The organism is Streptomyces iranensis (genome assembly GCF_017874715.1).
GTDB classification, from domain to species: Bacteria; Actinomycetota; Actinomycetes; order Streptomycetales; family Streptomycetaceae; genus Streptomyces; species Streptomyces iranensis.
The window spans coordinates 351,912-373,677 of record NZ_JAGGLR010000002.1; the positions used below are offsets into that span (position 1 = coordinate 351,912).

Annotated in this window: 18 protein-coding genes; 9 read left to right on the plus strand and 9 right to left on the minus strand. The window is 71.3% G+C overall.

Features of this window, described 5'->3' with window-relative positions:
• The first annotated feature begins 51 nt into the window (after positions 1 to 51).
• Together J2Z30_RS05225 and J2Z30_RS05230 are read left to right on the plus strand one after the other, a co-directional pair.
• Positions 52 to 1,419 (plus strand): sensor histidine kinase, encoded by a 1,368-nt coding sequence (locus tag J2Z30_RS05225; protein WP_308279761.1) that lies wholly within the window; start codon positions 52 to 54, stop codon positions 1,417 to 1,419.
• Positions 1,416 to 2,186 carry a response regulator transcription factor gene (locus J2Z30_RS05230; RefSeq protein ID WP_044578582.1) on the plus strand — a complete coding sequence of 257 codons (771 nt, stop codon included), beginning with the start codon at positions 1,416 to 1,418 and terminating at the stop codon, positions 2,184 to 2,186. Before J2Z30_RS05225 ends, J2Z30_RS05230 begins: the two co-directional genes overlap by 4 nt.
• A 79-nt stretch (positions 2,187 to 2,265) precedes the next feature.
• Here J2Z30_RS05230 and J2Z30_RS05235 read toward each other — a convergent pair whose 3' ends face one another.
• Positions 2,266 to 3,150, minus strand: a complete 885-nt coding sequence (locus tag J2Z30_RS05235) for an SDR family oxidoreductase (protein WP_044578580.1) — start codon at positions 3,148 to 3,150, stop codon at positions 2,266 to 2,268.
• Between the two features lie 112 nt (positions 3,151 to 3,262).
• Between J2Z30_RS05235 and J2Z30_RS05240 the strand changes: the two genes are divergently transcribed.
• Positions 3,263 to 3,835: a TetR/AcrR family transcriptional regulator gene (locus J2Z30_RS05240; protein WP_044582252.1), complete on the plus strand. Its 573-nt coding sequence runs from the start codon at positions 3,263 to 3,265 to the stop codon at positions 3,833 to 3,835.
• Between the two features lie 34 nt (positions 3,836 to 3,869).
• Positions 3,870 to 4,067: a winged helix DNA-binding protein gene (locus J2Z30_RS05245; RefSeq protein WP_052701714.1), complete on the plus strand. Its 198-nt coding sequence runs from the start codon at positions 3,870 to 3,872 to the stop codon at positions 4,065 to 4,067.
• 20 nt (positions 4,068 to 4,087) lie between these two features.
• Here the strand turns inward: J2Z30_RS05245 and J2Z30_RS05250 are convergent, their stop codons facing one another.
• Positions 4,088 to 4,774 carry a DUF899 domain-containing protein gene (locus J2Z30_RS05250; RefSeq protein ID WP_044578578.1) on the minus strand — a complete coding sequence of 229 codons (687 nt, stop codon included), beginning with the start codon at positions 4,772 to 4,774 and terminating at the stop codon, positions 4,088 to 4,090.
• A gap of 216 nt (positions 4,775 to 4,990) precedes the next feature.
• On the opposite strand from J2Z30_RS05250, the gene J2Z30_RS05255 reads away from it, so the two are divergent.
• Entirely contained in the window at positions 4,991 to 7,075 is a 2,085-nt protein-coding gene (locus tag J2Z30_RS05255) for a SpoIIE family protein phosphatase (protein WP_209468559.1), read from the plus strand.
• A 13-nt stretch (positions 7,076 to 7,088) separates the two neighbouring features.
• On the opposite strand, the gene J2Z30_RS05260 is transcribed toward J2Z30_RS05255, so the two are convergent.
• The 6 genes from J2Z30_RS05260 to J2Z30_RS05285 all read right to left on the minus strand — a co-directional run bounded on the left by J2Z30_RS05260 (position 7,089) and on the right by J2Z30_RS05285 (position 13,142).
• Positions 7,089 to 8,012, minus strand: a complete 924-nt coding sequence (locus tag J2Z30_RS05260; RefSeq protein ID WP_044578576.1) for a LysR family transcriptional regulator — start codon at positions 8,010 to 8,012, stop codon at positions 7,089 to 7,091.
• 83 nt (positions 8,013 to 8,095) lie between these two features.
• Positions 8,096 to 9,448 carry an MFS transporter gene (locus tag J2Z30_RS05265; RefSeq protein ID WP_044578574.1) on the minus strand — a complete coding sequence of 451 codons (1,353 nt, stop codon included), beginning with the start codon at positions 9,446 to 9,448 and terminating at the stop codon, positions 8,096 to 8,098.
• Between the two features lie 58 nt (positions 9,449 to 9,506).
• Positions 9,507 to 10,667: a M20 family metallopeptidase gene (locus tag J2Z30_RS05270; RefSeq protein WP_245387591.1), complete on the minus strand. Its 1,161-nt coding sequence runs from the start codon at positions 10,665 to 10,667 to the stop codon at positions 9,507 to 9,509.
• Between the two features lie 8 nt (positions 10,668 to 10,675).
• Positions 10,676 to 11,350 carry a DUF1028 domain-containing protein gene (locus tag J2Z30_RS05275; protein WP_044578570.1) on the minus strand — a complete coding sequence of 225 codons (675 nt, stop codon included), beginning with the start codon at positions 11,348 to 11,350 and terminating at the stop codon, positions 10,676 to 10,678.
• Positions 11,347 to 11,826 (minus strand): RidA family protein, encoded by a 480-nt coding sequence (locus tag J2Z30_RS05280; RefSeq protein WP_209468560.1) that lies wholly within the window; start codon positions 11,824 to 11,826, stop codon positions 11,347 to 11,349. The genes J2Z30_RS05275 and J2Z30_RS05280 overlap by 4 nt, the downstream gene beginning before the upstream one ends.
• A gap of 20 nt (positions 11,827 to 11,846) precedes the next feature.
• Positions 11,847 to 13,142, minus strand: coding sequence for a flavin-containing monooxygenase (locus J2Z30_RS05285; RefSeq protein WP_078957052.1), 1,296 nt, complete (start codon positions 13,140 to 13,142; stop codon positions 11,847 to 11,849).
• A 439-nt stretch (positions 13,143 to 13,581) separates the two neighbouring features.
• Here J2Z30_RS05285 and J2Z30_RS05290 point away from each other — a divergent pair, with 439 nt between their 5' ends.
• Both J2Z30_RS05290 and J2Z30_RS05295 read left to right on the plus strand, forming a co-directional pair.
• On the plus strand, positions 13,582 to 14,880 hold the full coding sequence (locus tag J2Z30_RS05290) for a family 2 encapsulin nanocompartment cargo protein terpene cyclase (RefSeq protein ID WP_044578569.1): 1,299 nt from the start codon (positions 13,582 to 13,584) through the stop codon (positions 14,878 to 14,880).
• A gap of 17 nt (positions 14,881 to 14,897) precedes the next feature.
• Positions 14,898 to 15,794 (plus strand): geranyl diphosphate 2-C-methyltransferase, encoded by an 897-nt coding sequence (locus tag J2Z30_RS05295; protein WP_044578567.1) that lies wholly within the window; start codon positions 14,898 to 14,900, stop codon positions 15,792 to 15,794.
• Positions 15,795 to 15,863: 69 nt separating this feature from the next.
• On the opposite strand, the gene J2Z30_RS05300 is transcribed toward J2Z30_RS05295, so the two are convergent.
• Complete coding sequence (locus J2Z30_RS05300) at positions 15,864 to 16,892, minus strand: LacI family DNA-binding transcriptional regulator (protein ID WP_245387592.1); 1,029 nt, start codon at positions 16,890 to 16,892, stop codon at positions 15,864 to 15,866.
• A 390-nt stretch (positions 16,893 to 17,282) separates the two neighbouring features.
• On the opposite strand from J2Z30_RS05300, the gene J2Z30_RS05305 reads away from it, so the two are divergent.
• Together J2Z30_RS05305 and J2Z30_RS05310 are read left to right on the plus strand one after the other, a co-directional pair.
• Positions 17,283 to 18,854, plus strand: coding sequence for a purine-cytosine permease family protein (locus J2Z30_RS05305; protein WP_209468561.1), 1,572 nt, complete (start codon positions 17,283 to 17,285; stop codon positions 18,852 to 18,854).
• Between the two features lie 59 nt (positions 18,855 to 18,913).
• Positions 18,914 to 21,760, plus strand: a complete 2,847-nt coding sequence (locus tag J2Z30_RS05310; RefSeq protein ID WP_044578564.1) for a hypothetical protein — start codon at positions 18,914 to 18,916, stop codon at positions 21,758 to 21,760.
• Positions 21,761 to 21,766: the final 6 nt, after the last annotated feature.

A 21,766-nucleotide genomic window follows, 5' to 3' on the forward strand; every position in this document is an offset into this window, starting at 1 on the left:
GTGCCGCCCGTACCGGGCCACGGCCGTATCCCTGGGACCACAGTGAATTCCGTGAGAAGTGAGAGCACCGACAGCACGCTGTCGCCCGGACCGGACGAAACGCCCGGAGCTCGCCGCGCCGCGCGCATGGCTGCGGTGTGCGCCGGGTGGTGGCGAACCTGGACCGCATGGTGGCAGGGGCGTCCGCGCGCCGCGCGGGACCGGGAGTTGGCGTTCGTGCTCACCGTGCTGTCCTTCGCCGAGCCGCTGGCCGGTGTCGGTGCCCGGTTCAGTGACCTGCCGACCCGGCACGCGCCCGTGCTCGCGGTGCTGCTGGCGCTGGGGCAGACGCTGCCGCTGGCCGTGCGCGCCGGCCGCCCCGCGCTCTGTCTCACGCTGGTGGGCCTGTCCTTCGGGGTGCACCAATCGCTGGGGCTGCCGCAGACGTTCGCCAGCATGGGGCTCTACCTCGCGCTGTACTCGGTGGGCGCGCATGCGGAGCGCGGGCGGCGGCTGCTGGTCGTGCCCGCCGTGGCGGCGTTCGCGGCCCTGTCCGTCGTCCTGCACGCGCGCGGAGCGCCGCAGCCGCCGCAGGACTATGTCGTCATCGGGCTCGTACTGGCCGCCGTCTGGGGTGGCGGTGCGGTCATACGGGGCCGCCGGGCGGCCGAGGCCGAGCGGCGACGGCTCGTGGCGGCGGCCGCCACGGCGGCCGAACGAAGCCGTCTGGCACGGGAGTTGCACGATGTGGTGACTCACCATGTGACGGCGATGGTGGTGCAGTCCGACGCCGCGCCGTTCCTCATGGCCTCTCCGGAGCGGGTGACCGACGCCCTGACCGCGATCAGCGGCACCGGGCGGCGCGCGCTGGCCGAACTGCGGTACCTGCTGGGCGTACTGGAGGCCACGGGCGAGTCGGCGGCGGACGGGTCTGCGCCGATGCCGGTCGCGGCGCCGGGCGGGTCGGTGCCGGGCGGGTCGGCACCCGACAGTCGCGCGCCTGCCCGCGGCGATCTGCGCGACCTGGTCGAGCAGACCCGCAGGAGCGGCCAGCCCGTCGACCTGATCGAGGAGGGCAAGCGGCTGCCGCTGCCCATCGGCGCGGATCTGACCGTGTACCGGCTCGTCCAGGAATCCCTCACCAACGCCGTGAAGTACGCGTCCGGGCGGCCCACCCGCGTCACGGTCGGCTACGGCCACGAACACGTCGACATCGAAGTGGCCAACGAGGGTCCCGACGACCACGCCCGCCAGGGCAACGGCGACGCTCACGGCGACGGCCGACACGCGGCGCCCAGGCCGCACCATGTATCCGGCGGCCGGGGTCTGGGCGGGCTCCGCGAGCGTGTCAGAATACTCGGCGGCGACTTCACCGCGGGCCCGCGCGCCGACGGAGGCTTCTCGGTCCGCGCCCGTATACCCACCGGAGGCGACACATGACCGCGGGGTCCCCTCCGCCACTCCCCCTCCCGCCGTTCCCTCCGGCGGACTCCAGCGCACCGATCCGTGTGCTGATCTGCGAGGACCAGGCCCTCGTGCGGGCCGGTTACGTCACGATCTTCTCGGCCCAGCCGGACATCGAGGTGGTGGGAGAGGCGGACAACGGGCAGGCCGCGGTCGAAGCGGCGAAGGCGCTGCGGCCCGATGTCGCCGTGATGGACATCCGGATGCCGCTGCTCGACGGCATCGAGGCCACCCGGCAGCTGGCCGGCCCCGGCACGACGCCCAGCACACGGATCCTCGTGGTCACCACGTTCAACGTGGACGCGCTGGTGTACGAGGCGCTGCGCGCCGGTGCCAGCGGCTTCCTGCTGAAGGACGCACCGCCGGTGGAACTGGTCAACGGCGTACGGACCGTCGCACGCGGCGACTCACTGCTCTCGCCCGCCGTGACACGCACGCTCATCGGCGAGTTCGCGGGCCGGGTGCGCTCGGCGGACGACCCGGCTCCGGCCCCCGCCCCGGGCCCCGGCCCGGACGCGGCGCGTGAGCGCGAACGTCTGAAGGTCCTCGCCCCGCGCGAGTACGAGGTGCTGAGGCTGATCAGCGCGGGCCTGTCGAACGCGGAGATCGCGGCGGAGCTGGTGCTCAGCGGAGAGACCGTCAAGACGTATGTGTCCCGCATCCTGACCAAGCTGGACCTGCGCGACCGCGTCCAGGTCGTCGTCCTCGCCTACCGGGCGGGAGTGGCCCCGGACCGGCGCTGAGCAGGCGGCCGGAACACAGCGCCGCGCCCGGCCGCCCCGGCCCCGCCCCTGCCCCCGCCCCCGGTCACGCCCCTCGGCGTCAGTCGTTGGTGAAGTAATGGCCGTCGTCGAGGTCGGCGATCAGGCCGGGGTGGACCGGCTCCCAGCCCAGCAACCGCCTGGTGTCCGCGTTGGGCATGGTGATGTCCATCGTGATGAACGGGAAGCCCGTGAAGTGGTCCGCGGCCTGTTCAGCCGGGATGCTCACGGCCGGGACGTCCAGGTGGCGGCCGATGGTCTCGGCGATCTCGCGCACCGTGATGCCTTCCTCGGCCGCGGCGTACAGCTGCGAGCCGGCCGGGGCCTTCTCCAGCGCCAGCCGGTAGAGGCGGCCGACGTCCAGGGTGTGACCGGCGGGCCAGCGGTTGGTGCCGTCGCCGACGTAGCCGGACACGCCCGTGTCGCGGGCGATCTTGATCAGCATCGGGATGAAACCGGCCCGGTCCCGCGTGCTGTGGGTCACCGGCGGGATCGCGACGAGCACGGTCCGCACACCGCGTTCGGTGAAGTCCTTGATCGCGCGCCCGACGGCGGAGCGGGGGTTGGCGTCTATCGCCGCGTCGCGCCGCGCGTCGCCGGTGTGTGTGAAGCCGACGCCGATGAGGGTCTTGTCCGTGCCGGCCAGCGCGTCGCCGAATGCCCGCACCACGGCCAGGTCGACCGCCACCGCGTCGGCGAACCTCCCGGCGGGGATGGCGTCGTGATTGAACGCGAGGTGGACGACCGCGTCCGCGTCGGCCGCGGCCTCGCGCAGACCGTCCAGGTCGTCGAGGTCGCCGCGGCGCACCTCGGCGCCCAGGGCTTCGACGGCGGCGGCCGAGGCGTCGGACCGCGCCAGACCGACGACCTCGTGTCCGGCCTCGATCAGTTCGGGCACCACGGCCGATGCGATGTGGCCACTGGCACCGGTGACGAAAACACGCATGCGTAGCTCTCCTGGAGGAATGCTCCGCCCGGGGCGGAGCGAAGTGATGTGACTTGGTAACATCACCATAGCCGAAGTGACGGTACCAAGTCACATCACTTATGCTGTGCGCATGGCCCGATGGGAACCGAACGCGCAGGAACGGCTGGTGCGCGCCGCACTGGAGCTGTTCACCGAGCAGGGCTACGACGCCACCACCGTCAACGAGATCGCCGATCGCGCCGGTCTGACCAAGACCACCTTCTTCCGGCACTTCCGCGACAAGCGGGAAGTGCTCTTCGCCGGTCAGGACACGCTCATCCGGCTCCTCACCGACGCGATCGACGCGGCGCCCGGCCCGGCCACACCGCTCGAAGCGGTCAGCGCGGCCCTCGACGCCCTCACGGCCGCCTTCACGGACGACCGCCGCGACGTCGGCGCCAGGCTCCGCCCGGTCATCGCCGGTCACACCGAACTGCAGGAGCGCTCCGCGCTGAAGCGCGCCAAACTCGCCGAGGCCATGACGGACGCGCTCCACAAGCGCGGCGTATCCGAACCGACCGCGAGCCTCGCCGCCGAACTCGGCATCCGCGCCTTCTACGACGCCTTCGACCAGTGGGCCGATCCGGCGAGCAAGCGCACTCTCACCGAACTCACCCGCCGCACCCTCGACGAACTCCGCACGGCGCTGGCCGCGCTCGACTAGCACTCGCCCACCCCGCCTGGCCGCCCAGGGACTGGTGGAGCGCAGGCCGGGCCACGGACGCCGCATCGAACATCGCCTCACACCCACCGGCGAACAGACCCTGGCCGCCGGCCACCAGGTCAGCGAGAAGGTCCTGGAGGAGTGTTTCTCACCCCTCCCGGCCGCGGACCGGGCAGCCCTGCTCGGCCTGCTGCGACAGCTCAACGAGGAGGCCCCGCCCTCATCGACCTGACGACCTGACGTCAGCCACCCTCAGGTGTCCCGGCCGTAGAGCGCGGCGATGTCCTCGGCGCCGGCCCACCGGCTGTAAGTGGGCTGCTGTGGCCACCCGTCGGGCGAGTCCTGCCATTCCTCCTGCCGCCCGTACGGCAACAGGTCGATCAGCGCGAAGGAGTGGCTGAGCTGTTCGGTGCCACGGCCGTTGGTGTGCCAGGTGCGGTAGACGGTGTCGCCGTCGCGCAGGAACACATTGACGGCGAATCCGCCGCCGGGCGGGGCGCCGACGTCGGTACCGAACGGGCTGTTCGCCGTGGAGTACCAGGCCATCGTGTTCCCCACCCGCCGCTTGTAGGCGAGTGCCTCGTCGATCGGGCCCTGGGTGACGATGACGAACCGGGCGTCGTAGTCGCCCAGGAACTCCAGCCTGGTGAACTGCGAGGTGAACCCCGTACAGCCCGGACACTGCCACTGCTCGCCGGGAAACCACATGTGGTTGTAGACGATCAGCTGCTTCCTGCCGTCGAAGAGGTCCACCAGCCGAACCGGTCCGTCCTCGCCCTCGAGGGTGTAGTCGGGCATCTCGACCATCGGCAGGCGGCGGCGCTGGGCGGCGATCGCGTCGAGTTCCCTGGTCGCGGCCTTCTCCCGGACACGCAGCGCTTCGAGCTCACGCCGCCAGGTGTCGGCGTCCACGACGGACGGCAGTGCGTTGGTGGTCATGCCATGGTCCCTTCCTGATCATGTGTGTGGCGTGCATTCCATAGGTGTGGACCGCGCTCGGTCGTCGAACTCATCGGTGGCCGGCCACTCCGATCGGCAAAGCCCCGACCGCCGTCCGGGCGCGTTACCCTTTTTGCAGGACATCGACCGATATCGGTGGCTACGGAGGGTATCGGGATGGCGGGTAGAGCCGGGGCCGATTCCGAGGCGAAGCGGATGCCGGCCGGCTTCGCGGACGTGCCCGAGGCACCCGCTCCGGCCCTCGCTCTCCTGGGCTCCGACGGCACCATCCTGGCGTGGGGAGAGGGCTGTCGGCGGCTGCTCGGGCACCGCGCGGAGGACGTCGTGGGGCTGCCGGTGCGGGAGCTGCTGGAGACCCCGGCCGAAGCGGTGCGGTGGTCCTCGGCCCCGGGAGACATGGGGAAGCATGGCCGCCGACGGGCCGCCAACGCCGTCGTGAGGGTCCGGCACCGGGACGGCGAGCGGTTCCGTCTGACGGTGGAGACCATCGCGCTGACCGGCGGAGACGGTGCGAGCTGCTGGTTCGTGGCCGTCACCGGGGCGCCGGACGGAGTGCGGACCGCCGACGCCGAAGCGGCGCTTCTGGACCGGTCACCGCTGGCCGTGGCGGTGTGGGACACGCGCACACGGCTGCTGTGGTCGAACCGGGCCTGCCGCGAGATCGTGGGCCGCTCCGAGGTGGACCCGCCCACCCGGTCCACGCGGCGCGCCGTGCGCGGTTTCGACCGGACCACCATCGAGCCGGTGATACGGCGGGTGCTGACCTCGCGGGAGCCGGTCGGCGACCATGTGCTGCGATGGGTGTCGCCGGAGCACGGCCGGGAGGTCGTCTTCTCCTCCTCCGTCTTTCCCCTCGCCCCCGAGGGCGGTGACCCACTGGGCGTGTGCACCGTCTCGTTGATCACCAAGAGCGGGGAGCGCGAGCGGCTCGCGCTGCTCGGCAGGGCGGCCAATCAGATCGGCACCACGCTCGATGTGATGACGACCGCGCAGGAACTCGCGGACACGGCCGTCCCCGCCCTCGCCGACTACGTCACGGTGGATCTGGCCGATGCCGTCCCGCTGGGCGGGGAGCCACTGAAGCGGATGTCCGAGGCCGCCTCCGGCCTCCCCGTCTTCCGCCGCGCGGGTCAGTCCTCCATTCACGGCGGTATGCCCGAGGCCGCCTTCCTGGTGGGGGATGTGGTGTACGTACCGCCCGGATCGCCGTTCCTCACCGCGCTGTACAGGGACGAGTCCTACTTCGAGCCGGCCATGAGGACCGGCCCGGGGACCTGGCTCGACCGTGACCCCCGGCGCCGACAGCTCATCCACGACACCGGTATGCACTCGGTGATGATGATCCCGCTCAGGGCCCGCGGCACCATCCTCGGCATCGCCGTGTTCACGCGGACCGACAACGCCGTGCCCTTCTCCCAGGACGATCTGCTGCTGGCCGAGGAACTCTGCGTCCAAGCGGCGCTGAGCCTGGACAACGCCCGCCGCTACACACGGGAGCGGTGCGCCGCCCTCGCCCTGCAGCGCAGTCTCCTGCCGCAGGAGCTGTCGGGCGGCGCCGCGGTGGACCTGGCCGGCCGCTATCTGCCGTCGGACCGGCACGAAGGGGTGGGCGGGGACTGGATGGACGCCATCGAGCTGCCGGGCGACCGGATCGCCCTGGTCATCGGCGACGTCATCGGCCATGGCATCAACGCAGCCGCCGCCATGGGCAGGATGCGCACCGCGGTCCACACCCTCGCCGCCCTCGACCAGCACCCCGAGGAACTGCTCGACCACCTGGACAAGGTCACCGCCCGGCTCGCCGAGACCGGCACCTGGTCCCCGGGGTACTCGTCGGTCACCGGCGGAACCTGCCTCTACGCCGTCTACGACCCGGCCACCCGCCTCTGCACCCTGGCCCGCGCCGGACATCCGCCGCCGATGCTGGTGGCCCCCGACGGCCACGCCAGGATCGCCGACACACCGGTGGGCCCGCCGCTCGGAATCGGCACCGGACGTTATGAATCCGTCGATCTGGAGCTCTCCGAGGGGAGCCTGCTCGCCTTCTTCACCGACGGACTGGTGGAGACCCGGCACGGCGACATCGACACGGGTCTCGACCGGCTGCTCGCCGCACTGCAACGCCCCTCGGCGAGCCTCGAGGACCTGTGCGCCCGCGTCATCACGAGGATGACCACGGACGCTCCCCCGGAGGACGACATCGCTCTCCTCATGGCACGGACACGCGCCGACGACGGCCGGGCGACCGCCCACGGGGAGCACCGCGGGCCGTCGGCCTGACGCCCACCGTCCATCACGGGACCGTGGGGGCGGCGACCTCCCGCAGCAGCCCCATCACGGCCTGGGCGCGCGCGGTCTGGGTCATGCCCTTCACCGAGGCGATCTTGACTTCGAGCGGCGGGCTTCCGTCCCGCAGCTCCAGTTCCGCGATCTCGCCGCCGCCGTAGGTCTGGCTGGTCGCCGGCCGCTGGTTCAGCACGGAGTATCCGAGCCCCCGGGCCACCAGGGAACGCACCGTTTCATAGCTCCGGGTGCGGTAGCGGACATCGGGCGCGGTGCCGGTGGCGGCCACCAGCGAGCGGAAGTAGTCGCGGCTGTGCGGCAGGTCGAGCAGGACCAGGGGTTCCGCGGACAGTTCGGCCAGCTCCACGGTGCCCTGCCGGGCCAGCGGATGATCGGCCGGGACGATGACGTAGGCCGGGGCCCGCGCGATGGTCTCGCTGCGCAGGTCCGGCTCTGCCGACAGCCCCAGGCCGTAGGTGAGGGCGAAGTCGATGCGCCCCGCGCCCAGGGCCTGGACGAGCTGATCCGTCTCCGCCTCCACCACGTCGATCTCGATGCCCGGGTAGCGGCGGGTGCACTCGCTGAACAGGGGCGGCAGATAGTACGGGGCCAGCGTCACGAAGCAGCCGACGGCCACCGGCCCGGAGATCGTCTCGCCGTCTCCCCTGGCCTCCCGCTCGACCTCACGCGCACGGGCCAGCAGCTCCCGCGCATGGCTCCGAAGCCGCTCCCCCGCGGGCGTCAGGGTCAGTCCCCGGCCCCTGCGGCGGATGAACAGCTGCACCCGCAGATCGCGCTCCAGGTTGTGAATGGCCGCGGACACGGCGGACTGCGCGATGTGGAGCGCCCCCGACGCCTCCGTCATCGAACCGCGCTCGGCGGCCTCGAGGAAGTAGCGGAGTTGCAGGAGGGTGAAACCCACCGGTGACGTCATGCGTGACCCTCGCGCCTGGTGATCGGTGTCCGTGCCGGTGCCGACCCTATGCGGCGGCGGGTGCCGACCCTGTGCGGCGGCGCCTATGGGCGCTCAGGGGGCGCGTCGGCGACGTCCTCGGGGCGCAGCAGGGCGGACCCGGCGGTCTCCTTCAGGGACATGGCGGCGATGAGACCGCCGGCGGCGAACACCATCAGGTAGGGGCCGGGCAGCAGAGTGGAGCCGGTCGCCGAGATGAGCACGGTCATCAGGTACGGCACCGTGCCGGCGAACAGGGCGGCGGTGAGGTTGTAGGCGATGGACAGGCCGCTCTGGCGGGTGCGGGTGGGGAAGATCTCCGCCGACCACACCGCGTAGGTGCCGAGGATCGCGGCGAGGATCGCGCCGAGCAGCAGACCGGCGATCCAGGTTCCGGCGAGTCCGGTCCGCATGAGGAGGAACGCGGGGGTGGCGGCGACCAGGAGGGCCGCGGTGGCGCCGACGAAGACCGGTTTGCGTCCCACGCGGTCGGACAGCAGCCCGAACACCGGGACCAGCACCAGCCCCAGCAGCGAGATCACCGTGGACAGCAGGGCCGCGTTGCCTGCCGAGTGCCCCAGGTGGTCGGTCTCGTAGGTGACCAGATACGTCAGCACCGCGTAGAAGGGCACATGCATGGCCGCCATCAGACCCGCCGCCTGGAGCAGCTGCCGCTTGTGGTGGCGGAGCAGCTCCCGTACGGGGGTGCGCGGCACGGCGTCGTTGGCCTCGAGTGTCCGGTACTCGGGGGTGTCCTCGATCTTGTTGCGGATGATGAAGCCGATGACGCCGAGCGGCGCGGAGATGAGGAAGGGGACGCGCCAGCCCCAGGAGGTCAGCTGGGCCTCGTCGAGCCCGGTCGACAGCAGCAGGTAGACGAACGATCCGGCGAGGAAGCCCAGCAGGGAGCCGACCTCCAGCCAGCTCACCCCGAATCCGCGGCGGCGCCGGGGGGCGCTCTCGGCGAGGAAGCTCGCCGCGCTGCCGAACTCGCCGCCCGCCGCGAATCCCTGGATCAGACGCAGGATCACCAGGAGCACCGGGGCGCCGACCCCGATCGCGGCGTAGCCGGGGAGCAGACCTATGGTCAGGGTCGCGCCGGACATCATGAAGATGACCAGCGACAGCGTGCGCTTGCGGCCGATCCGGTCGCCGAGCGGCCCGAACACCATGGCACCGATGGGCCGGATGCCGAAGGACACGGCGAACACGCCGAACACGGCGAGCAGTCCGGTGGTGCTGTTCTCGTCCGGGAAGAACACGGTCGCGACCGTACCGGCGAGATACGCGTAGGCGGCCCAGTCGAACCAGTGCACGAACACGCCGACGGCTCCCGCGGCAACGCTTCTGCGCAGCGCGACGGCGTCGGTGGCCACCTCGACCTCGGTCGTGGTGACGTCGGTGTGAGTGGTGGGCATTGCGCGCCTCCTTGGGGATGGGGTGGAAGAAGCCGGAGCTGTGCGGGTCCCGCCTCGGTCAGTGGCTCGCGGATCGGGCCGGGCCGCGGTCCACACCGGTCCAGGCCAGCGCCGTCGCGCCGTCCAGCAGGGCCCGCTGGGCCGTCCCGCCCACGCAGAACGCGGCGAACTCGTGCTGGTGGTTGGTGGCGGGCAGCGAGCCGATGCCGATGTAGGGGTGGATGGCGGGCACCACCTGCGAGACGTTGCCCATGTCGGTGGAGGCGCGGTTCATCCGGGCGGCCTGCCCGGGGGGCGCGAACTCCCGCCCCAGGGCGAGGGCGTTCGCGCGGTAGTGGCCGAGGGCGGTCTCGTCGTTACGGAACTCCGCGTACGGCTTGCTCTCCGGCTCGATCTCCAGCTCGCACCCGGTGGCGAGGGCGCCCGCCTCGAAGGCCCGCATGACCCGTGGTTCGAGCCGGGCCAGTTCGGCGAGGGTTTCCGCCCTGACGTACCAGCGGCCGGTGGCCCGCTCCGGGATGGCGTTCGGGGCGTCCCCGGCGTGGGTCACCACACCGTGCACCCGGGTGGAGGACGGCAGTTGCTGGCGGAGCAGCCCGATCGCGACCTGGGCCACGGTGAAGGCGTCGGCCGCGTTGACCCCGGCCTCGGGGTAGGCCGCGGCGTGCGCGGAGCTGCCGGTGTAGGAGATCTTGGAGTGGCTGACCGCGAACGGACGGGCCTCGGCGACGTCCACCGGCGCCGGGTGCGCCATCATCGCCAGGTCCACCCCCGCGAAGGCGCCCCGGTCGAGCATCTCGACCTTGCCGCCACCGCCCTCCTCCGCCGGGGTGCCGTAGACCTCGACGGTGAGGCCCGCGTCGTCGGCGACGGCGGCCAGGCCCAGCGCGGCGCCGACCGAGCTCGCCGCGATGAGATTGTGCCCGCACGCGTGGCCGAGGCCGGGCAGCGCGTCGTACTCGGCACACAGCGCGATCCGGACCGGCCCGCTGCCGAACCGGGCGTGGAAGGCGGTGTCCAGGCCCAGGTAGGAGGAGGTGACGTCGAATCCGGCGCGGTCCAGCGGCTCGGGCACGGCGGCCGCCGCCCGGTGCTCCTCCCAGGCGGTCTCCGGGTCGGCGTGCAGCCGCTCGGACAGCCGGATCAGCTCCTCGGCGTGCCGCTCGACCTCGTGCCGGGCGGCCTCTTTCAGCGGCCCCGATGTCCCCGATGTCCCCATCACCCCCATCACCGATCGCCCGGCACGCCGTACGAGGGGGCGGAGGCGGGATCGAGTCCACGGCGTACGTAGTCGTCCCGCTGCGGCAGCCAGACGGCGAGGAGTCCGGCGAGCCGGTCGACGGGGTCATCGGCCCAGTCCACGCGCAGATCGGTCACCCGCCAGTCCACGTCCGCGACGACCGCGAGGCCCGCGGAGTGCACCGGCCCCTCCTCGCCACCGGCCGCGACGGCCGCCTGCAGGGCGGTGACCAGCCGCTCCTCCAGCTCCCCCGGGGCCGCGGAGTACGCGTCGAGGAGCACGCCGGGGATGTGCTCGCCGCACAGCATGTTGCCGGCCGCCACCGCGCCCTCGGCGGTGGCCGAGGCGTATGTGCCCAGGGTGTGCGAACCGCTGTAGGCGAACCCGGGCCCGGAGCGGCCCACCACGGTCAGCTGACGGTAGGCGATGGACTTCGCGTTGCGCGCCGCGCCGGTGACACCGGCCAGGGCGCGTGCCGCGTCACCGTGGTCCGCCAGCCCCTCCAGCAGGCTCGTGCCGAGCGTGGGGTCGGTGACGTTCTGCGAAGCCGCCGCGCCGATCCCGGGCCGCAGATGGGCGACCCGGGCGGCGACCGCCGGACTGGACGAGCCGGCCACGATGCCGAACCGCTCGCCGTCGCGGACCACCAGGGAGAACGTCATGACTGCTGCTCCTCGGGGATCACGGCTACGGCGTCGATCTCGCACAGCCACTCCGGGCGGGCCAGGGCGGACACCACCAGGCCGGTGGAGATCGGGTGGACGCCCTTGGTCCAGCGGCCCACGGTGCGGTACACCGCCTCGCGGTAGCGCGGGTCGATCAGATAGATGGTCAGCTTGACCAGGTGCTCCATCCGGCTGCCCGCCTCTTCGAGCAGCGTCTCGATGTTCGCCATGGCCTGTTCGGCCTGCGCCTCGGCGTCGCCGATGCCCACGGACTCGCTGGTGTCGAGGTGCTGGCCGATCTGGCCCCGGACGTACACGGTGTTACCGGCGACGACGGCCTGACAGAGGTCGTTGTCGAGGTTCTGCTCGGGATAGGTGTCGCGGGTGTTGAACGGACGGATCCGGGTGTGCCCGCCGGCGACGATCGGGGCCTTGACGGCCTTCGCCCGGCGGCCCTCGCTCGTGGAGGTCATCATCTGCTCCTCGTTGCTGCTCAGTTCTTCCAGGCGGTCGGCGTGGCGCCGGGCCGGTCCCCGGCGCCGTACGCGAGGTAGCCCCGCTGGGTCGTGATGTGGTCGGCGACGTATCGGGCGTCGTGCCAGACGCCCCAGATGAAGCTCGATCCGCGGCGGGACAGCCAGGGCAGGCCCAGGAAGTAGACACCGGGCTCGGACGACACACCGCGCCGCTGGTCCGGCCGCCCGTGCTCGTCGAACGCGTCGACCTCGAGCCAGCTGTAGTCGGTGGCGAAGCCCGTCGCCCAGACGATCGAGGTGACCCCGGCCCCGGCCAGGTCGAGCTCCAGCCGGGGGTCGGCCACGCCTGCCGGGTCCGGCCCGAGGACGTGGGCCGCCGGCTCCTCGGGGAGGCCGAGCCCGTTGCGCTCGACGTACTCGTCGGCCGCCCGGAGGAGCTCGAGGTACTTGGCGTCGCCGAGCGCGATGTTCGTGGCGAGATCCGGTGCGAAGCGCAGCACGCCGTCGTCGTAGGACGCGGTCAGGCCGACGAGCTCGATGCCGTCGGCGGCCAGGGCGCGGAAGTCCACCGTATGGCCGCCGCGCGCGCCGCTGACCGCGATCGTGACGTGTTCGGCCCCCTGCGGAGGCGTCTCCGCGTCCCAGCGCCCGAGCACACCGAGCCACCAGCAGAAGTCACGTCCGCGGTACTCGCGGGCGGGACGGTCGTGCGGACCGACGGAGAGGAGGACCCGGCGACCGGACCGGCGCAGCTCGTCGGCGATCTGCACCCCCGAGGACCCGGCCCCGACCACGAGGACCGCGCCCTCGGGGAGCTGCTCCGGATTGCGGTACGCGCTGGAGTGGATCTGCACGGGGACGGCACCGTCCGGGACCATGGGCGGGATCACGGGCCGCTGGAACGGCCCGGTCGCGGCCACGACGAAGCGCGCGTCGACGGAGCCTTCCGACGTCTCGACCCGGAAGCCGGGCCGACCGGTGTGTTTCCGTACCGAGGTCACCTCGACACCGCACCGGATCGGGGCACCGATCTTCTCGGCGTACATGACGAAGTAGTCCGCGATCTGGTCCTTCGAGGCGAAGGCGTCGGAGTGGACGCCGGGGTCGACGCCGGAGAACTCCAGCCCCGGGAACCGGTCGTGCCAGGCGGGCCCGTTCGCCACCAGGGAGTCCCACCGCTCCGACCGCCACCGCTCGGCGATACGGTGCCGCTCCAGGACGATGTGCGGCACACCGTGGGCCCCCAGGTGCTCGCTCATCGCCACGCCCGCCTGGCCCGCCCCGACGACGACTACTTCGGTCTCTTCACTCAACGTTCAGCCTCCGCTCAGGCGGTGGTCCATCCCGGTGTCGCGTTGACCGGGCCACCGCACGAGGGATCCTTGGACATGGCCATAGTTCTGTCCAACAGATGTTTCCGTGGAAGGCGATCTGATTTACAGATTCACACCATGGGCGAAGAGGATCGCCGACACCGCTGCCCGCGCCCGCCGCACCGGCATCGGCATCGGCATCGGCATCGGCATCGGCGATGGTTCCGGGTCAGGCAACTCCGTATCGCGCGAAGGCGAGTTGACCGGCCGACGCTCCTCAGATCGTCGGCCACCCGGGCAAACATCGCGCCGGACTAGATCATCTTATCGAGTTAACGTCAATGGCTTCTCAGGGCCAACTGGGCATACCAGCCACTAGTGTTCCTGCGGATCTGGATGGATTCCTGAACATTTGCCCCTCCCTTTCGAGGAGTCATGCATGCCCGCCCCTGAGCCTTCCCCTCCGCAATCGAGCCTGCCTGCGGCCGCTTCCCGCTCCGGGGCGAACGTCCTCTCCGAGGCCGCCGCCCGCGCCCATGACATCAAGGCCGCCACCGCTGTCCGCCCTCCTGTGCCTTCCTCGCCCGCCCCGCCTCCCGTCGACGACATCCCTGCCGCCGAGGTGCGAACGCCCGGGGCCGACGTTGAACGGATCCTGCGTGGTCCGAGCGGCCTCGGCACGGCAGGCCTGCACCTGGCCCGGCGCGAGGAGCCGCCGACGCCGCCGACACCACCGACGCCGTCGGCGGTTCCGGCGGAAGGCAACCCGATCCCGGGCCTCTACCACCACCCGGTGCCGGAACCCGACGCCGTGCGGGTGGAGGAGGTCGGCCGCAGGATCAAGGCCTGGGCATTGGACGAGGTCGACCTGTATCCCGAGGAGTGGGAGGAGCAGTTCGACGGCTTCTCCGTGGGGCGTTACATGGTCGCCTGCCATCCGGACGCTCCCACCGTCGACCACCTGATGCTCGCCACGCGCCTGATGGTGGCGGAGAACGCGGTGGACGACTGCTACTGCGAGGACCACGGAGGCTCGCCCATCGGCCTCGGTGGACGCCTTCTGCTGGCGCACACCGCCCTTGACGCCCTGCACACGACGCGGGAGTACCAGCCGCGGTGGGCGGAGTCGCTCCACTCGGACGCGCCCCGGCGCGCCTACCGGTCCGCCATGGAGTACTTCGTCCAGGCGGCCGGACCCTCCCAGGCCGACCGGCTCCGGCACGACATGGCCCGTCTGCACATGGGGTACCTCGCCGAGGCCGCCTGGGCGCAGACGGACCACGTCCCCGAGGTGTGGGAGTACCTGGCGATGCGCCAGTTCAACAACTTCCGCCCCTGCCCCACCATCACCGACACCGTCGGCGGCTACGAACTACCGGCCGACCTGCACGCCCAGCCCGCCATGCAGCGGGTCATCGCGCTCGCCGGAAACGCGACCACCATCGTGAACGACCTGTACTCGTACACCAAGGAACTCGCCGCCCCGGGCCGACACCTGAACCTGCCGGTGGTGATCGCCGAACGCGAGGGCCTCTCCGACCGCGACGCCTATCTGAAGGCGGTCGGGGTCCACAACGACCTGATGCACGACTTCGAGGCCGAAGCCGCGGCCGTGGCCGTCGCCCTCCCCGTCCCGACCGTGCAGCGCTTCCTCCGGGGCGTGGCCGCGTGGGTCGACGGCAACCACTACTGGCACCAGACCAACACCTTCCGCTACAGCCTGCCCGATTTCTGGTAAGAAGAATGGAACCATCTGTGACCAGCACCGACCTCAGCGCCGACGTCGCCAACTCCTCCAGCGCCGCCATGTTCATCCCCGCCCCGGCGACCCCCTACCAGGGGGACATCGCCCGCTACTGGGACCGCGAGGCCAGGCCGGTGAACCTGCGTCTCGGCGATGTCGACGGCCTTTACCACCACCACTACGGCATCGGAGACGTCGACCGCACCGCCCTCGGCGACGCCGACGACAGCACATACGAGAAGAAGTTGATCGCCGAGCTCCACCGCCTGGAGTCGGCACAGGCCGAACTCCTCCTGGACCACCTCGGCATGATCGAGCGTGACGACACACTCGTGGACGCCGGCTGCGGCCGCGGCGGCTCGATGGTCATGGCCCACCAGCGCTTCGGGTGCCGGGTCGAGGGCGTCACGCTGTCGGCCAAGCAGGCCGACTTCGCCAACCAGCGTGCCCGTGAACTCGGCATCGAGGACCACGTCCGCGCCCGCGTCTGCGACATGCTCGGTACGCCCTTCGAGACCGGGCGGGCCGCGGCCTCGTGGAACAACGAGTCAAGTATGTACGTCGATCTGGAAGACCTCTTCGCCGAGCACTCCCGCATCCTCGCGATCGGCGGCCGCTATGTGACCATCACCGGCTGCTGGAACCCGCGTTACGGCCAGCCCTCGAAGTATGTCTCCCAGATCAACGCGCACTTCGAGTGCAATATCCACTCCCGCCGGGAGTACCTGCGCGCCATGGCCGACAACCGCCTCGTACCGCAGGCCGTCATCGACCTCACTCCCGCGACCCTGCCGTACTGGGAGTTGCGGGCCACGTCCTCACTGGTCACCGGCATTGAAAAGGCGTTCATCAACTCCTACGAGGACGGTTCCTTCCAGTACCTGCTCATCGCCGCCGACCGCGTCTGATCGTCGGCCTCCACTCCGCGGGCGGGAGCATGGGTCCAGAGGGCGCCCGTGCTCCCGCCCGGGGCGCGGTCAGCCGCTGGAACCGCGGACCACGAGCTCGGGTTTCAGGACGACGTCATCGCTGCCGCCGTCGAGGAGGGCGAGGGAGGCCTCGACCATGTGCTCGGCGGTCGAGCCCAGGGTGGTGAGCCCCGGTGCGGCGGTGTCGGAGATGTACGTACCGTCGAAGCTCGTGATCGCGTACTCGGCGGGCACGCGTTTACCGGCGTGCTGAAGCGCCGTCAGCAGGCCGAGCGCGACAGTGTCGGCGGTGCAGATGATCGCGTCTGTGCCGCCGGGGTCCGCGAGCAGGAGCTTCGCCGCGTCGGTGCCGCTCGCCACCGTGAAGTTCGGCATTTCCAGAACCCGGTCGTCCGGTCCGGCGAGCGCGCGGAACGCGGCGGTGCGCTCGATGCTCGACGAGGAGTCTTCCTGGGCGTCGACCATCAGGATGCTGCGGCGGCCCCGCGCCCGCAGGTGTTCCACGAGCAGGCGGACCCCCGCCGCGTTGTCGAGCCGTACCGACGGGGCTTCGACGCCTCGTGCGCGGCGGTCGACCTGCACGACGCGGTTGGACCGCGCGAGCTCCGTGATCGCCGCGCCGCTCCGCTCGAACGCCGCGGGCACCACGAGCACCGCGTCCACCAGCACCCGGTCCATGGCGCCGAGCTGGCGCTGCTCGGTCTCCGGGCTCTCGCCCGTGTCGATCGTCACCAGCCGCTTGCCCTGAAGATCCAGGCGGCGCGAATACGCCGACACCAACTCCGCGAAGTACGCGTTCGCGATCGCCGGAACGACAAGCGCCAACGAATCCGTCGACTGAATCCGCAGCGCCCGCGCCGCCGCGTTCACCCGGTAGCCCAGTTCCTCACATGCGTTCCGCACCCGCAGCGCCAGCTCCGGATCGACATTGCGCTGAACGCCGGACAGCACCCGGCTCGCCGTCGGCACTGACACCCCCGCGCGCAATGCCACGTCCTTCAAGCCTATGCGCGCGCCCATCCTGATCTCCCCTGATTTCCGCCCGCCGATGCTATCAGGACGGTCGCGGCGACCCATTGACGCGGCGGGGGCCGGCGTGCTTGGGTTCGGAAATGGTTTTCCCGGCGATGAGAGTACCCTACGACCGCCCGCGGGCCCCGGCGGCCGGCGGGCGGCGGCCTGTCGTCGGATCGGTGAACCCCGGCCTCGGCCCCGGCACGCTCGCCACCCCGCTCACCGGCGGCTTAGCGGTCCACCCCACCGCTTAGCGCTCCGCCTCACCGCCGTACGCGCCTCCCACCGCGGGCACGATGGCGGTCACCGCGCACGGCGCGTGCCACATGTCTCACGCGGAGCCGCGTCGTCCCCGGACGCGGTCGACGCACCCCTCGAACCGGAACCCACGATTTCCCCGAGCCCAACCCTCCGCCCCTCCCCACATCGCCATACGTCGAAAGGCGCCCTTCCATGAGCAGTGAGGCTCAGCAAGGTCGTAGAGGCACGACCATCGAATCGAACGGCGTCAATCCCGTTCCCGATGCCGAACGGCGCGGAAAGCCGCGGGGCCTGTTCGCCGTGTGGTTCGCCTGGAACATCTCGATCCTCGGCGTCAGCTACGGCATCTTCGTCTTCGGCCTCGGTCTGAACGTCTGGCAGACGATCGTCGCCGGGACCGTCGGCTATCTCATCTCGGCCACCCTCGTCGGCATCCTCGCGGTGGGCGGGCCCCGCACGGGACTGCCGACCCTCGCCCAGACGCGTTTCGCGTTCGGCATGAAGGGCAACAGGATCCCCGCGTTCTTCGCCTACCTGTCCAATATGGGCTGGAAGGTGACGATCATCACCCTTGCCTCGACCACCGGTGCGAACCTGTTCTCGAAGCTGTGGCCGTCGGTGTTCGCCGACACCGACGGGTCGAGCGCCACGTCCACGATCGTGCTGTGGTTCGTGCTCGTACTCGCCCTGACGATGACGGTCTCCGTCCTCGGCCACGAGCTCATCATGAAGGTCGAGGTCTGGATCTCGTGGGTGACCGGCATCATGACGGTCGCGTTCCTCGGATTCATGGTGCCCGAGATCGCGTGGGCGCATCTCGGTGACACCCCTGCGGGCGGACCGCTGGTGTTCATCGGCGGCATCATCATGGCGATGACCCTCGTCGGCCTCGGCTTCCTCAACTACGGCGGCGACTTCGCCCGTTACCTCCCGCGCGACACCCCGGCGCGCGGCGTGATCAGCTGGACGGTCACCGGGCTCAGCCTGCCGGTCGTCATCCTCCTCGCCGTCGGCGCGCTGCTCGTCGGCGGGGATTCCAAGCTCGGTGCGGCCACGGCGTCCGACCCGATCGGGGCGCTCACCGCGCTCCTGCCGATGTGGTTCTTCATTCCCTTCTCCGTCGTGATCGTCATCTCGCTCGTTTCGGCCGCCATCACCGGCATGTACAGCTCCGGCCTCGCGCTCATGGCCGTCGGCGTACCGCTGCGCCGCTCCGTGACGACCGCGATCAACGCGATCATCATCGCGGCGGGCGCCTTCTACCTGCTGTTCATCTCCACCTCGTTCCTCGCGACGTTCCAGTCGTTCCTGTCGCTCATCGCCGTGATGATGGGCACCATGGGCGGCATCCAGCTCATCGACTTCATCCGGCAGCGCCGCATGGGCTGGAACACCGACATGGCGAACCCGCGCGGCTACGGCGGCCGCGACGGGCGCTGGACGGCGGTTCTGAGCCTGATCACCGGAACCGTCGTCGGTCTCGGCCTCGTGACCAGCTCCGACCCGAACTTCGCGAAGATCACGGGGTTCCTCCTCACCGAGAAGGGCCGTACCGGTGTGTTCGGGTCGAGCGGGCTCGGCATCGTCATCGCCCTGGCACTCGGCGCCGCGCTCTACGCGATCCTCACGTTCGGGTTCCGGCTGGACCCGAAGCCCGACTACTCGCTCGTGACCGCGGGAGACACCCCGCCCGGGGGGAAGACCTCCGGGCTCCCGAGTCCCGATCCGGCCGTCAGCCACGTGGCCGACCGCACCGAACGCTGACCGACCTGGTGGCGGCGCGGCCCCTGCGGACCGCGCCGCCGCCCGAGGAGCTGACACCCGTGTCCGCACATGAGACCGCGCTGCACCGATTCCGGAACCCGGACCCCTGGCATGCGCCCGCCGCCTACTGGTTCTGGCACCGGCTGCCCGACGGGGACACGATCCGGGCCCAGGTGCGGCAGATGCACGACGCCGGGATCCGGAGCTTCCAGGTGCAGGCGCGGTTGTCGTACCCGATCGAGGGCTACCTGGACGACGACTACCTCGCCGCCTGCCGTACGGCCGTCGAAACGGCCGCCGGGCTCGGCATGGTCGTCGGCATCTATGACGACTACAACTGGCAGACCGGTCATGCGGCGGGCCGGGCCGTGACCGGACACGACGAGCTGCGCGAACGGCACCTGTTCTGGGTGCGGATCCCCGCGGGCGCGAGCGAGGGCTCGCTCAGCGGGATCCGCTCGGCGACGGAGAACCTCGGCCCGGCCGCGATGGACTGGCACTACGAGGGCGGCGTCGTCGCCTGGGCCGACTGGCGGGTCGAGTACGCGCTCGTCGTGGACGCCGTAGCAGCCACAGAAGCCGTGGAAGCCACAGAAGCTGCGGAAGCCGTGGACAGGGAGCAGGGCACGGCCGCCGAGCGGCCCGAGCTCGTCGGCCGCGTGGACGGCGCCGCCGACGGGTGCCGTGTCCGCCTCGTCGAGCCCGTGCCCGGCGATGCGGAGGCGATCGTGTTCGTCTCCGCCCGCTGCGCGACCTCCCGGCTCGTGAACCCCGTCGACCCGGTCGCGGTCGATCGCTTCATCGAGGCCGGCTACCAGCCCTTCGCCGACGCCCTGGGCGACTTCTTCGGCTCCACCGTCGCCTATATGTTCTTCGACCAGCCGCACGCCGTGTACTACGACTGGGCGGAGCGCACCGGAGACCTGCGTTCGGCGATGCCGTTCCACGAGAGCCTGGCCATCTCGATCCGGGAGCGCTGGGGCGGGCGGACCCCCCAGGTGCTCGCCGCCGTGCTCGACGGGGACGACCCGGAGCGGCTGAGCCTCCGCGCCCAGTTCTACGAGCACTTCAGCGGCTACGCGATGGAGACGTTCCTCGGCAAGTTGCGCACCTGGAGCCACGCCCACGGTCTGCGTCAGTCCGGCCATGAAGTCCTCGGGCACGTCGGCGGCTGGGCGCTCGACACCGCGTTCGCGAACTGGGACCTGCGGGTGAACTTCGGGCTCGACCACTTCGGCGTGGACGGCTACCGCGACCTCACCGCGGTGGACGCGCAGGACGCCCTGGTGCAGCTCAGCCCCGTGTTCGGCGACTCGGTCGCCCGCCACCACGGCCGCGGCGGGACGATGGTCGAGCAGTACTTCGTCACCCCGCCCGAAGGCGGGACCCCGTGGTCCGGTCACTGGGGGCTCACCTTGCAGGAGTTGCGCACAACGGCGATCAACCACCATCTGCAGGGCATGCGACAGATGATCTTCCACGGCTTCTACCAGACCCACGGCCATGGAGACGATCACGAGTCGCTGCGGAATGCGCGCTTCGACTTCCCCCCGGGCATCAACTTCGAGCCGTGGTTCGCCGAACATCACCTGCGGTTCGCGCTCGAGAGCGCGCGGCTGAGCGAATTCCTCGAACCGGTCTCACCACAGAGCGACGTGGCGGTCCTGTACCCGTTGCGTACGGTGTGGACCGCGGGCCAGCTCGGCGAGCAGGCGTCGGCGATGGGCGAGTGGGCCCGCGCGCTCAGCGAATCCCGGGTGGGCTTCCACCTCGTGGACGAACGCGATCTCGACGCCGCCACTGTGGAGGAAGGCGCGGTGTGCTTCGGGGACCGCCGGTACCGGGCGCTCGTGCTCCCCGCCGTGACGACGCTGCGCTCGGCCGCATCGCTGCGCCGACTTCGCCGCCTTGCCGAATCGGGCGTACGGGTGCTCGCCGGTGGCGCGACGCCCACCGTCTACCAGGAGGGCCCGCAGACCGCCGCCGAGGACTGGGCGGACCTCGCCCCCGCAGTGGAGATGTTCCATGCGGTCCCCGAGGAAGCGGTCCTGCGCGGGCTCGCCGCACCGCGCGGACAGACTGAGCCGACACTGCGTGTGCCCGCGGGCTCGCCGGTGCGCTGGCGCGGCGGCCCGGACACGGCCGACGGCTTCCGCTTCGCGTGCTTCACCGAGACCGAAGGGACGGTGGAACTCCTGCTGCCCGACGGGCCCTGGCACATCGAGGAGTGGGAGGCCGCCGACGGCACGGTCCGCACCCTCGAAGCGGCCGGGAACCCGGTCGCGCTGCGGCTGGAGCAGAACGCGCTGCGCCTGTTGCGTGTGTGCAGGGACGCGGAACCCGCTTCCGGTCGGGCGGACGCCACGGAGGATTCCGAGGCCGCGGCCGGGCACGGCACACCGGAATGGTCGGCGCCGGAGGCACTCGAATCCGGCTGGCTGCTCGAGGTCGCCGAGGACGCGTACCAGGAGGCGGGCACCCGCCGCGACATCGCGGTGACATGCGGCTGGGAGCGCCAGGGCCTTCCGGCGTTCGCGGGCACCGCCGACTATGTGCGGCGGATCGGGCTCGACACGCCGGTCCCGCTGGAGCTGACGCTCCCGGCCGTCGCCGGAGCGGTGGCCGTGTCCGTGAACGGCGTGCGGGTGGGGCAGCGCGCCTGGGCGCCGTACCGCGTCACGGTCCCCGCCGACGCCCTGCGGCCCGGGGGTAACGAGCTCCGCATCCGGGTCGCGCCGTCGGCGGCCAACCGCTACTACGCCGGGACCGGGCTCCGCGCCGGGCCCGAGCCGTGCGGGCTGCTCGCGCCGCCACTGCTGCGCCACGCGCTCCGGACTCCCAACTCCGGTGCGTCCCCGGACGGTTTCGGCTCCGGCCCCCGCACATCCCCCATCACAGAAAGCTGACCCATC